Raw genomic sequence first — 13,571 nt, 5'->3', positions numbered from 1 at the left:
ATGCTAGTTATAAATAAAAATAAGAATCTGCTGCCAGATTCCCCAAAAATCCTATTATTCAAACGTTTGATTAAAATTGATAGATCGCTATCCCAATAGATTCATCAACAAAGAAAATAATTAATCAAACGTTTGATTAGTATCATTTGTTGCGTATGTAAAAGAAAAACCCAAACCCTACTACTAGCTTTTTCACTTAATAAAATATTCAGCGGTTATTATAAAGGTAGCAGCTCTTTTCTCAGTAAAATAAAAGGGTTTAGCGTTTTTCACCCACTAAAGATCAATAATGTTTGAGAAAAGAGCATTACCCATCAAGTTCACATAACATTAAAATACCTGGCTTCAGGATGGGAAAAAACAATCGCCGTCACTGCTGCTTCAGGTTCCATCATAAACCCCTCTGTTAATTGAAGACCAATCCTTTCAGGGTGGAGTAGCTTAAAAAGTTTTTCTTGGTCTTCAAGATTTGGGCAGGCTGGATAACCAAACGAGAAACGTTGTCCTTGATATTTTGCAGCAAATCGTTGTTGCATCGTAAACTCTGGCGCATCTGGAAATCCCCATTGATCCCGCATAAGCTGGTGGACTCTCTCCGCAAAGCCTTCAGCAAATTCAAGAGCCATCGCTTGCAATGCATGACTTCTGAAATAGTCCCCTTCTGCTTTAAAGCGCTGAGCTCGTTCACGAATGTTTTTCCCTGCAACCACTGCAAACATACCTACATAATCCATCACACCACTATCTTTCGATCGTAAAAAATCTGCAAGGCAAAGATACGGTTTCTTGTCCTGTCTCGGAAATGTAAATCGTTCAAGTATTACGCTTGGTGTATCAGGGTCATATATAATTACATCATCACCATCGGACTGAGCAGGAAAAAATTGAAAGATGGCAGATGGCACAATAATCTTTTCCCTCTTTGCTAATTCTAAGAGTTCGTCTACCTGTTGTGATAGCTTCAATGCTTTTTCGTCTTGTTCGGCAAGGAGTTTCGACAACTTTCCTTTAAGGCCTAAATGATGGCCAAGTAACATTTGTCTATTTACATAAGGCTCGATGTGTGACACCGAATAGTCTCGTAAAATATGTGTTTTCAAATCAGAAGGTATATATACTGGCGCATCCTTCGCGACAGATGAACGTTCAATCACCTTCTTCACAGGACGTTCAATTGTTCGGTCAATTTCTAATTGTTGAAGCTGTTTTTGTCGCTGTTCTTGTAATAGAATTTCTCTTTCCTTCTCATCCTGTAATCGATTGGCAAGTGATAATCCATCCATCGCATCCTTTGCGTAAACGACCAAACCATCATACTCAGGTACGATTTTATTAAGGGTAAATTTTCTCGATAAAGCTGCCCCTCCCACTAACATCGGAATACTAATGTCAGCTTCTTTCAAGTCTTGAGCAGTAGCAACCATTTGCTGGGCGGATTTCACCAATAATCCTGATAATCCAATCAACTTGGGCTTTTCTCTTCTAATGGCTTCAATGAGTTCCGCTGGAGCTACTTTAATTCCAAGATCAACAACATCATAACCATTATTATTTAAAATAATATCCACTAAATTTTTCCCTATATCATGAACATCACCTTTTACTGTCGCAAGTAAAATTTTTCCTTTCGAACTCGATGTATCATTTTTTTTCATATACGGTTCTAAAAAAGAGACCGATGATTTCATGACCTCAGCACTTTGTAATACTTCCGCTACGATCAACTGATTATCATTAAAAAGACGCCCTACTTCTGCCATTCCATCCATCAGCGGTCCATTAATTATTGCCAATGGAGAAGGGTATTCCTTCAATGCCTTTTGCAAATCATCAATTAATCCTTCCTTCGTCCCTTCGATGACATAACTAGCTATTCTCTCAGGGAGTGATAATTGCTGTACATCTACCTTTTTTTCTTTCTTTTTCCCACGATAAAATTCTGTAAACACCGTTAGTGCCTTTTCACTCGTATCAAATAGAAGCTGTTCAGCCATTTGTACCTCTAATTCAGGGATCGAAGCAAAACGTTCCAGTTTCTCCGTATTTACAATCGCATAGTCTAGTCCTGCTTTTGTACAATGGTAAAGAAAAACCGAGTTTAATACTTCACGACCGGCAGGAGGTAAACCAAATGAAACATTACTCACCCCTAAAATTGTTTGGCATTTAGGAAGCTGTTCCTTAATTAGACGAATCCCTTCAACGGTTTCTTTAGCTGCTCGGAAATATTGCTCATCCCCTGTACCAGCAGGAAAAACAAGAGGATCAAAAATAATATCATGAGGATTGACTTTATACTTATTTACTAAAAGATCAAAGGATCGTAAGGCAATTTCCAGCTTCCGTTCGGCTGTAACTCCCATGCCCTTTTCATCAATTGTCCCAACAACAATTGCACCACCATATTGATGCAAAAGAGGGGTTACTTTCTCAAATCTCTCCTCACCATTTTCTAGATTTATCGAATTGATTATATTTTTCCCTTGGCAAAATCTAAATGCACATTCAATTACATTTTCATCCGTCGAATCGATCATCAATGGTACTTTCACCTTTTTTACAACTTCTTGAATAAAATTCTCCATATCCTCTAATTCTTCACGGTCAGGGTCTGCCAAACAAATATCAATAATATGAGCCCCATTTTTTACTTGTGCACGGGCGACCTCGCTGGCCTCTTCAAATCTACCTTCAGCAATGAGACGTTTAAATTTACGGGAACCAATGACATTGGTACGTTCACCTACGAATAACGGTCTACTACTTTCATCTTCATAAATAAATGGTTCAATCCCAGATACTGCATGTGGATGGCTAGTATTCGCGATTCTAGGGTGAATATCTTTTAAAGCATCCACCATTGCTTTAATATGTGCAGGAGTCGTTCCACAACAACCTCCGGCTAGATTTAACCAGCCCTTTTCGGCAAAAGCCTTAATTTTTGCTGCCAGTGATTCAGGTGTTTCATGGTAATTGCCTTCCTCATCTGGTAAACCTGCGTTTGGATAACAACTGACAGCAGTCGTCGATAAATTAGAAAGGGAACGAATATGCTCTGCCATAAATTCTGGTCCTGTTGCACAGTTAAGTCCAACGGCAACGGGATTCATATGCTCAACGGAGATATAAAATGCCTCAATACTCTGACCAGCCAAAGTTGTTCCCATCGGTTCAATTGTTCCAGATATAATTAGAGGAACTTGCTTTTTTGTTTGTTCAAATGCTGTTGTTATCCCAAGATAGGCAGCCTTTACATTTAATAAATCTTGTGATGTTTCCAAAAGAAGAACATCTACTCCACCACGAATTAGTCCTCGAGCTTGTTCCTCGTAGGCTGCTCTTAATTGTTCAAATGTCGCCCCACCTGTTATAGATAAAGTTTTCGTTGTCGGCCCCATTGACCCAGCAACAAAACGTGGATGCGCAACTGTCGAAAATTCATCCGCCACCTTTTTGGCAATTTTTGCAGATACATAATTGATTTCCTCCGCTTGATTTCCTAACTGATACTCATCTAAAACCGTACTAGTTGCACCAAATGTATTCGTTTCAATGACATCCGCACCTGCAGCAAGATATTCCCTATGAATCTCTTCAATAATTTTTGGAGCAGTGATACTTAGATATTCATTACATCCTTCATACTCTTCGCCTCCAAAGTCACTTGCCGATAGATTTTTCGATTGAATCATCGTCCCCATCGCCCCATCTAATATGAGAATCCTCTTCTTTAATTGTTGTTCAAATACGGTTTGTGACATGGACAACATTCTCCTTTGCATGAATATAATTCGAGCATTCAATCGTTAAATCATAGCGAATAAATGGGGTAATTAAATAAATACCATTAAAATATTCCATTGCTGTATCAATAAGAGATTTTGAAATAGCCAAGCTTTCTGTCGTTGCTTGAAGTGGATCATCTGCTGCCCTTTCCATAGCCGATAAAATCGAATCAGTTAACGTAATCCCTGGAACCTCATGGTGAAGGAAGTTTGCATTTTTATAACTAGTTAATGGCATAATGCCTATATAAATAGGTGTCTGTAAATGTTTGGTCGCTTCATATACTTCTATAATTTTTTCTTCACTAAACAGAGGTTGGGTAATAAAATAATCTGCCCCACTCTTTATCTTTCTCTCTAGTCTGCCAACTGCACGATCAATATTCCGTACATTCGGATTAAAAGCGGCCGCTACGGAGAAAGAAGCTTTTTTTCGTAGTGATTTTCCAGAATAAGAGAGTCCCTCATTAAATTGTTTGATCATTTGAATTAAATCAATGGAGGACACATCATATACCGATGTCGCTCCAGGAAAATCACCTATTTTTGAAGGATCACCTGTTACTGCAAGAACCTGATCAATGCCTAAGGCATCCAATCCCATCAAATGTGATTGCAAGCCAATCAAATTTCGATCACGACATGTAATGTGTACGAGCGGGCGAATATTGTATTGTTCCTTTAAAATTGTCCCCATAGCAACATTGCTAATTCGCGGGGAAGCCAATGAATTATCGGCCATCGTAATAGCATCAATATTTACCGCTTTTAATGCTTTTGCCCCTTCTATAAATCTTTCTGTTTGCAGATGCTTAGGTGTGTCTAATTCGACAATAATAGAGGTTCTCCCCTTAACAATTTCGTGTAATGGGGGTTCAGTAGGAACTTGGGTTATAGCTAATTCGATCTTTTCTTTAGAAGGCTTAACCACCTTCTTTGTAATCGGCACGAGTCCCTCAATCCCCTCTGTGATGGCTCGTATATGCTCAGGTGTTGTCCCACAACATCCCCCGATAAGCCGAACTCCTTGCTTCACTAATTGGACAGCACAATCCTTGAAATACGTTGCATTATTCGTAAAAACAAATCTTCCATCCTCATAATCAAGTAAACTTGCATTTGGATAGGCAGATAGAAAGGCATTCTTCGGTAAAGGGATTTCTTCTAGCGATTGAATCATATGATGAGGTCCGAGCCGACAATTTAAACCAATTACATCTGCTCCCATCTCCTCCAACCGGTATAACCCTTCCCTTAATTCCATTCCATTCTGCAGGACACCCGGTTCTAGCAAAGAGAATTGAGCAATAACCGGAAGATCTGACTCTTTTTTAGCAATTTCAACTATCGCCAAAAGCTCTTCCACATCGTAAAAGGTTTCAAGCAAAATTCCATCTACACCTTCATTAAGGATATGAAATAACTGTTCTCTAAAACTTCTTTTAATTTCTGATAATGTAATATCCGCCTTACGAATGCCTCTGTATCCACCAAAGGAACCTAAGATGATGGTTTCTTTGTTTGCGGCTTTCTTGGCGATACGAACCGCTTCTGTATTCACTGCCTTTACTTGCTCTTCAAGACCATATTGGCTCAATTTAAAATAATTTGCTCCGTATGTATTGGTCTGAATTACCTGTGCACCTGCTTGTATATAAGCTTGATGAATATTAATTATTTCATCTGGGTGAGACAAATTAAATTCCTCATAGCAAGTATCCTTCCCGTAAGAATAAAGAAGGGTTCCCATCGCACCATCTGCTACTAGTACAGAAGATTTTAGTTTCTCAACAATGTTCATCCGAACCACACTCCCCCTTTTAATGCTAATCGGCTATACATGCTCGGTAACCTCGCCAATTTTACTAGCTACTAATAGGGCTTGCTCAATGTCCTTAATTAAGTCATCCACATTTTCTAATCCCACAGATAAACGTAATAATCCATCTGTAATTCCTCTTTTCTCTCTTTCCTTTTTTGGCATTGCAGCATGGGACATTGTAGCCGGATAGGACAGAATGGATTCAACGGCACCCAAACTAACAGCAAACACAGGAATCTTAAGACTTTCAACAAATAATTTAGTGGTTGCCTGATTAGGTAAGCTAAAAGAAAGAACCGCACCTGCTCCTGATGATTGTCGAAAATGGACGGAGTGTCCTGGGTGAGTTGTAAATCCTGGATAATATACCGCTTCAATCAGTGGATGACTTTGCAAACGTAATGCAATCTCATTTGCCGACTGGGAGGATTGCTTCAGTCGAACACCTAATGTTTTCATCCCACGTAATAGTAGCCAGCAATCATGGACTCCTAAAATTGAGCCAAATGCATTTTGAATATAGCCTAATTGTTCCGCCAATTGTTCATCTTTAACCACAGCTAGACCTGCAACGACATCACTATGACCGGATAAAAACTTTGTCGCACTATGTATTACAATATCCGCTCCCAACTCAAGTGGTCTTTGCAAAAAAGGCGTCATGAATGTATTGTCAACAAAGACGAAACAATTTTTAGCTTTGGCTAATCTCACCACTTCTTCTATATCTGTAATGTGCAAAAGTGGATTAGAAGGCGTTTCAACATAAACTACTTTCGTGTTTGGTTGAAAGGAACGGGCTACTTCACTTAAATCCGTCATATTAACAAAGGTATGTTCAATCTTAAATCTTGACAGGACCTGAGTAATCATTCGAAATGTACCACCATACACATCTTCCGAGATTAAAACATGGTCTCCAGCAGAAAGAAGCATAAAAGCAGAAGAAATAGCGGCCATCCCAGATGCAAAGGCAAATCCTTTGGCCCCCCCTTCTAAATCCGCAATCATATCCTCGAGCACCTTACGCGTTGGATTACCAGAACGACTATAATCATATGGCCCAAATTGATCAAATTGATGTTGATGAAATGTTGAAGAATAATGAATCGGTGGATTGACAGCCCCTGTAGCCGAGTCGATAAATGCTGATTGAGAAGTAAGTCTTGTTTCTATATCAAAATCATTTTGGCTTCTACTCATAGGAATTGTTCCTCCTTCTGAAGCAACTGAAAAGCCTGTTCAAGATCGTTCTTTATGTCTTCAACATATTCAATTCCTACAGAGAAGCGAAGCAATCGATTACAGACTCCATTCTTTATTCTAATTTCCTCAGGTATATCTCCATGAGTTTGCGTAGCAGGATAAGTAATAAAGCTTTCAACTCCACCTAAGCTTTCAGCAAAAGTTATAAGCTTTAAGTTCCTTAAAAACGGCGAAATCCACTCCTCTTTTTCCAAACGAAAAGAAACCATCCCACCTCTAACCGGATACAAAACATCAGTTACTTCTTGACGTTCATTTAAAAATTCCACTAGATGTTTTGCATTATCTACATGCTTCTCCATACGTAATGCTAAAGTTTTCAAGCCTCTTATTAACAGCCAAGAATCAAAAGGTGATAATACTGCACCTGCACCATTGTGAAAGGTAGAAAGCTTCTCACATATCTCTTTGCCCTTTGCCACAACAAGTCCAGCAAGTACATCATTATGTCCACCAATGTACTTCGTTGCGCTATGCACAACAATATCAGCACCAGAAAGAATTGGTTTTTGAAGATATGGAGTTAAAAAAGTATTATCGACAATGAGCAATAGTTGGTGATCTTTAGTAAAAGTGGCCACTTTTGTAATATCCGTTTCCACCATCAGTGGATTAGTAGGTGTTTCAATAAAGATGGCTTTTGTTTTTTCAGTGATTGATTCATTTACTAACTCAATATCATTTACATTTATATATTTCGTTACGATTCCATATGCCTTCGCATAATGTTCAAATAGGCGATAGGTTCCCCCATATAAATCATCAGATGCAATTAATTCATCTCCACTTTCAAAAAGAGATAATACCAATTGTATAGCTGCCATTCCAGAACTGCAGGCAAATCCTTGATCTCCCTCTTCTAATTTCGCAAAGCTATCTTCTAGCAACGCACGAGTTGGATTTTTGGTTCGTGAATAGTCAAACCCTGTTGACAATCCTATTCCCTCATGTCGATAAGCAGTCGATAAAAAAATAGGTGGATTGACTGCTCCTGTCTCGGATTCACTTCGATTACCAATTTGAACAAGATTCGTTTCAATATGATGATTGCTCAATTTAAACTTCCTCCCTCATTTTTACTTGGACTATGAGGAGAACATACAACTAAAAAAGGGACTTCTATAAGAAGAAGTCCCTATTAGCCATTAGATTCTCCTTATCGTTCAGGTTATAAAACCTGCTGGAATTAGCACCATATCAATCATGTTGACTGGTTGCTGAGGCGTCATAGGGCCAGTCCCTCGACCTCTCTAGATAAGATTTAACTATATAGTTTATGTGTTAAAATTTTCAAACTTAATGTTAAATGTACAATAAAATTATTAAATAATCAAGATTTTTTAACTTCATTTAATTATTCGAATTTTTTCTACCTACTCTCTCATATAGGTCCATTAAATAAACACACCACTCGCTAACCTGCTGTTAAAACTGCATATCCTAAAGTATAATGTCTGTTCACAACAAATATAGTTAAACATTCACATCGGTCTTCCAAACGAGTCATTTATTAATGGATGTTTTCGTATCGTTTGTTGCTCTTATAAAAGCCCAACTACCATCTTTTTCCCCAATAAAAAATTCCTGCAATTCTTATGCTTATTGTAACTCTTTTCTCTAGTAAAAATTTAAAGGTGTTGCGATCATCAGCCGATAGTTATTCGTTAAAACTATACTTAAATAGCAAGGGTGTTTAAAAAAAGAGCCTTATTAATCAAAGGAAAAGATGTATTAATGATTCAATGGCGTTGAATCAGCTTATTTTTTCTTTTGATACGAGCTCCGGATAGCCATAGCTGCCATGTTCACTTAAATCGAGTCCAATGGTCTCTTCTTCTTCAGTGACACGAAGCCCCTTCATCATTTTCTTCATTACAAATAAAATGACATATGATACAAGAAATGCATACAACCCAGAAGCGAAAACACCCAGAAACTGCACTCCTAATTGATGAAATCCACCTCCGTAAAATAAGCCTGGGGATCCAACAGTTGCAAGTTCCTTTGTAGCAAAAAATCCTGTAGATAATGTTCCCCATATACCCGCTGTCCCGTGAACTGATAATGCATATATCGGATCATCAATGTTTCTTTTATCAAAAAATCTCATGCTATAAAATACTAAAATACCAGCGATAAAGCCAATAACTACTGCTGCCCACGTAGCTACAAACGCACATGATGCTGTAATCGCTACTAGCCCTGCCAATGCTCCATTTAAAATTGCCGGTACATCTGCCTTTCCTAGCAATAACCACGAAATAAGAAGTGCCCCTAATGCTCCTGATCCCGCAGCTAAGTTTGTATTTAAAGCAACAAATCCAAAAAACCCTTCTGAGACAGATAATGTGCTGCCTGCATTGAAACCAAACCAACCAATCCACAAAATTAAAACTCCTAATGCAGTAAACACCTGGTTATGTCCCAAAATTTGATTAACTGAACCATCCTTATTGTACTTACCTATTCTTGGTTTCAATAATAATGTTGCTGCTAAGGCGGCCATTGCCCCCGTCAAGTGAACAACTGTAGACCCTGCAAAATCTTGCTTACCATGCTCAGCAAGCCAGCCACCACCCCAAATCCAATGGGCAATTACTGGGTAGACCATAATCGAAAATAAGATAGAAAAAATAACATAAGTGGAAAATTTAGCACGTTCAGCAAAACCACCAAATGCAATGGTTAATGCAATTGTCGCAAATGCTAATTGGAATAAGAAGAAGACAGAAGAAGAAAGTTCACCATTCAATTCATTGCTCGAGTAAAAAAAGTGTGATAGTCCAACAAAAAAGTTAGAGTTTTCACCAAATATAAATGCATACCCACAGGCCCAAAAAATAAGTGATCCAATCCCAAAAGTAAAAATTGTTTTTCCAGCTATATGTCCCGCATTTTTCATTCGTGTAGATCCACACTCCAGTAAAATGAATCCCCCTTGCATGAGGATAACTAAGATAGCCCCCAACATTACCCACATATTGTTCATTAATATCTCTACTGCCATATAAAAACCCTCCCTGTAAGTTTAATTGCATAATTCATGTTAAAAAATCTAACATGATTACATTTTTTCTTATTATTTTAGTGGATTTTAAGCGTGTGTCAATAGAGAATTGTAAAAAATCTAAAAATTAACGTTAAGAAACATTACACGAAATTAAAAAGACCAAAAAAAAGAGGCTTAAGCCCCTAAATATTTTTCAAATAATTGTTCCTTCGACATTAATAAATATGTTGGTTTTTTTCTTTTTATCTTTCTAATTGACAAAGATGTTGTAGAAAGAAGATAGATAGGCATTTGCGATATTCGCTTAAAATGAATATAAAATCCGTTTTCTGGATACATTAGCTCAAACCCAAGTTTCTTCACACCCTTATTGAGCATCGTAATTCCGATAATTCCCTTTATATCATCAACCTTACGATGATTTTCCAGAAACATAGCTAAAATTGGCATCGATTGTTCCACCATTCGATAAATCGCTCGTGTTCTGTGTAATGAATCATTCACTTTAATCACTTCCTTCAGTATACGAACATTATGAAGATGAATTTTAAGCAAACGATCATTTTTTGTAATTAAAGTTCCATCTGATAAAAGAAAATCCTTCCCTTTATATTTGGTCAACTTTACCCGAAACACAGCTTTTCTGTTTTGAAATGTACCAATATATTTCAGCCTTCTAACTAAATGATAAAAAGGATCAAATAATGTCCACAAAGAGATGATTGAATGTCGTATAAACAAAATGATCTTATCCCCTTTCAACTAACCATCTTTTTATAGGATGAGCATCTTCCTGCGTTTTCAATCTCTTATAAAGCTGGTAAATAGTATAGCGGTATAAAAATAAACTCCCACACAATCATTCAGTGAGGAGTTTATTGACATTGATATTATATGCAAAGATTTCCTTTCTTCTATAGGAAATAAGCTTATTTTTCACTAAAAAACCAGCACTTTTATATAATTTTAATGCCTTCTCATTTTCTGCAGCTACACATAATTGAATTTCTTCAATCGAAAAATGATTAAAGAGTTGAAATAAAGCAGACCTTATCAATCGTTTTCCGACACCTTTTTTACGATGGTCTTGCGAGACACCAATATATTCCAGACTTCCTTCATAAAATTCAGGATTTGCCTCGAAATATACATAGCCCTGTAATTCCTCGTTATCCTTAGAAATAAGAACTTTTCGATCATCGTTTAATCGTTGAATAATGTCCTCCCCATTATAATATGTATGAGGAAACAACTCTTGATGTAAAGTAATAAATGTCGGAAATAAATTGCTTGTTATTTCCTGAATCCCTTCATCACAGAGAGAATCGTCTGGAGATGGTTTAGCAATTAATATATAATGAGCATTTCCTTTCTCAAATTGAAGCTGATCCATGAATGGAGCTGCATACTGATGTTCCTTATGATAAAAGCCGTTATATTGTTGGACAGGAATAGATAGCTTTTTTATTAACCCATCCCACATCTTATGTGCAACATCTAACCAATCATCCCACTGGATAAAAGGGCCCCAAATTTCTGCTTCTTGAGAATCCTTCTCTATATCTAACCCAAGAACACCTACAAGCTGATCATGGTGAAAAGCCCCAATCAATGACTCTGCAAGGGGCAGATCCGAAAAGTCATATTCAAGGGCATGTAGAATTTCCTTCTCATTCTCGCCGCAATAGCCAACATGCTGATGGGAAGTGGAGTTGCATTTTGATATAAATGCAGCTGCAACTCTCAAGTCGTCTATTGCCTTAATTTCTAAGTTATAGCTCATATTCACCTAATAAGCTTTCCAGCTTCAATGCTAATCCAATACTTCCTTGTACTTTTAATTTCCCCATCATAAATGCTGCAGCACTATTCATCGTCCCTTGTAAAAACTTTTTGAAGTCAGTTACCTTCATTTTAAGTGTACATTTCGGCTCTTTAAACTCATTACGTAAAACCTTTACTGTTTCATTGGAAAATACCAGTTGAAAGGTTCCACCATCTTCCCCAGTTAAATCAAATTGATAGATCACATTTAAATCCTTAAATGGAATAGGATTCTCATTCATCACTCTTTCGATGTCAAGCCATATTTGATCAACTGTTTTATTTGTTAGATCAGTCACTATACATCTCTCCTCATCAAATATTTCTCCAAAGCTTGATTTAACGTCCCATATGTTTCCGCTTTATCTGAAATAGTTAAATTTAAATCAATCATTGTATTTACACATTCAGGACGAATCCCTGTAATAACCGTTTTACATCCCATCATACTGATCCCTTCTAAAATTTTTAGAAAGTAAAGAATGGCCTCCTCTTCAATAATAGCAACCCCAGAAAAGTCCATGATGAGCGTCATAATTTTGTGTTGACTGATTTGATTAAAAATCTTTTCCTTCATCCCCAACATTCTGTCATTATCTACCTTGCCAATTAAAGGCAATATACACATCGAATCGATAATCGGGATAATCGGCACTGATAAATCTTCTATTATCTCCTGTTGGGATTGAAGTACTTCTTCTTTATAGTTCGTATAGCTAATAAAAAAGCTATTTAAAAATTGATCAATGAGGTCATTGGTATTTTTTTCCAAAGTAAAGAACTCTTCACGATTTGTTTCAGTCCCTCTAATACGATCAAAATTATAAAGGAAATTCCACAGCACACGACGAATGGCTTGAAGCCATTCTAACTTAAACGCAATGGTTAACGAATGTTTTGCCCATGCTTCCCCTTCTTTTTGAGCAAACATCATCAATTCGTGACGACGATTTTCTACTATGAACAAAACTAGTTTTTGTGCATTTCCTAACAAATCAATATTTCCTACAGTATGTATTTCGTTAATTTTATCGCGTACGTTTACTGCCTCTGATAATAAATGCTGTTCAAACACATCTTGATTTTCTAATAGGTATTCCTTCAAATTTCCACTTTCTACATTTTTAATATTCAACCTCACCACTCCATGCTGTATATGTGATATATCTATCGGAAGGATAATACGGAAAGTTGTCCCTACATTTTCTTCACTATCTACTTCAATACGACCACCATGCTGGTAAATCGTTGTAAAAACCTGTGTTAACCCCATTCCTGTCCCATTTTCCTTTGTAGTAAAAAAGGGGGGTACCAAGCAGTGCACACTTATCTTTTGGTATCCCAACTCCCGTGTCTTTAACTAAAATATATACATACCCATCACGAATAAATTGATTCACATAGATGGTTCCCTTATCAGGAATCGCTTCAAACGCATTCTTAAATAAATTAAAAAAAGTCTTTTTCAACTGATTTCTTTTACCTGAGACAATAGCTGAATCGACGTTTTCAAAATTAGTTTCTAATTTCACTCGATATTGTTGGTCTTGAAATAAGTAAAGGATCGATTCTATTTCTGCACATAAATTAAAAGTGGATAATAATTCATCTTCCATATCCGGTTTAGAAACTTGAAGGAGGTTCTCTAGAGTAAGTAATGCATTGTTCAATTCTGCCTCAGCTACATCAATATAGGTATCAGGACTTTTTTCTTTTAATAGCTGTAAAAAACCCTTTACAGAGGTTAAAGGATTCCTTACCTCATGAGCAATTCCTGCTGCTATTTGTCCAACTGAAGCTAATTGTCCTATATGAACATCACTTATTTGATTATTCATCGGATCATTTCCCATCGTTTGAACCC

General features: G+C 37.1%; 8 protein-coding genes, 2 pseudogenes and 1 riboswitch. All 10 genes and pseudogenes read right to left on the bottom strand.

The genetic code is table 11. The annotated features are described in order from the left end of the window. Positions 1 to 320: 320 nt before the first annotated feature. Positions 321 to 3,761, bottom strand: a complete 3,441-nt coding sequence (gene metH, locus I5818_RS02200; protein WP_078109508.1) for a methionine synthase — start codon at positions 3,759 to 3,761, stop codon at positions 321 to 323. Further along, on the bottom strand, positions 3,742 to 5,586 hold the full coding sequence (locus I5818_RS02195) for a bifunctional homocysteine S-methyltransferase/methylenetetrahydrofolate reductase (protein ID WP_058004031.1): 1,845 nt from the start codon (positions 5,584 to 5,586) through the stop codon (positions 3,742 to 3,744). The genes metH and I5818_RS02195 overlap by 20 nt, the downstream gene beginning before the upstream one ends. 33 nt (positions 5,587 to 5,619) lie before the next feature. Beyond that, positions 5,620 to 6,810, bottom strand: coding sequence for a cystathionine beta-lyase (gene metC / locus I5818_RS02190; protein WP_078109509.1), 1,191 nt, complete (start codon positions 6,808 to 6,810; stop codon positions 5,620 to 5,622). Further along, positions 6,807 to 7,928 carry a methionine biosynthesis PLP-dependent protein gene (locus tag I5818_RS02185; RefSeq protein ID WP_078109510.1) on the bottom strand — a complete coding sequence of 374 codons (1,122 nt, stop codon included), beginning with the start codon at positions 7,926 to 7,928 and terminating at the stop codon, positions 6,807 to 6,809. Before I5818_RS02185 ends, metC begins: the two co-directional genes overlap by 4 nt. A 98-nt stretch (positions 7,929 to 8,026) precedes the next feature. After that, a riboswitch (SAM riboswitch) is annotated at positions 8,027 to 8,134 on the bottom strand. Positions 8,135 to 8,626: 492 nt separating this feature from the next. Continuing rightward, the gene (locus I5818_RS02180) at positions 8,627 to 9,880 is read right to left on the bottom strand and encodes an ammonium transporter (protein ID WP_078109511.1); all 1,254 of its coding nucleotides are present in this window, start codon (positions 9,878 to 9,880) and stop codon (positions 8,627 to 8,629) included. A gap of 177 nt (positions 9,881 to 10,057) precedes the next feature. Beyond that, entirely contained in the window at positions 10,058 to 10,624 is a 567-nt protein-coding gene (locus tag I5818_RS02175) for a YkoP family protein (RefSeq protein WP_058004027.1), read from the bottom strand. A 118-nt stretch (positions 10,625 to 10,742) separates the two neighbouring features. Further along, positions 10,743 to 11,666 carry a GNAT family N-acetyltransferase gene (locus I5818_RS02170; RefSeq protein WP_078109512.1) on the bottom strand — a complete coding sequence of 308 codons (924 nt, stop codon included), beginning with the start codon at positions 11,664 to 11,666 and terminating at the stop codon, positions 10,743 to 10,745. After that, positions 11,656 to 12,006 (bottom strand): SCP2 sterol-binding domain-containing protein, encoded by a 351-nt coding sequence (locus I5818_RS02165; protein WP_078109513.1) that lies wholly within the window; start codon positions 12,004 to 12,006, stop codon positions 11,656 to 11,658. The genes I5818_RS02170 and I5818_RS02165 overlap by 11 nt, the downstream gene beginning before the upstream one ends. Beyond that, positions 12,006 to 13,323: pseudogene (locus tag I5818_RS25960) on the bottom strand (STAS domain-containing protein). The gene I5818_RS02165 and the pseudogene I5818_RS25960 overlap by 1 nt, the downstream one beginning before the upstream one ends. Positions 13,324 to 13,383: 60 nt before the next feature. Further along, a pseudogene (locus I5818_RS26350) lies at positions 13,384 to 13,545 on the bottom strand (histidine kinase dimerization/phospho-acceptor domain-containing protein); the annotation flags it as partial. Positions 13,546 to 13,571: the final 26 nt, after the last annotated feature.

This window comes from Heyndrickxia oleronia, from assembly GCF_017809215.1.
GTDB lineage: Bacteria > Bacillota > Bacilli > Bacillales > Bacillaceae_C > Heyndrickxia > Heyndrickxia oleronia.
Note: the sequence above shows the minus strand (reverse complement) of the source record. Positions and strands in the feature narration are given on the sequence as shown.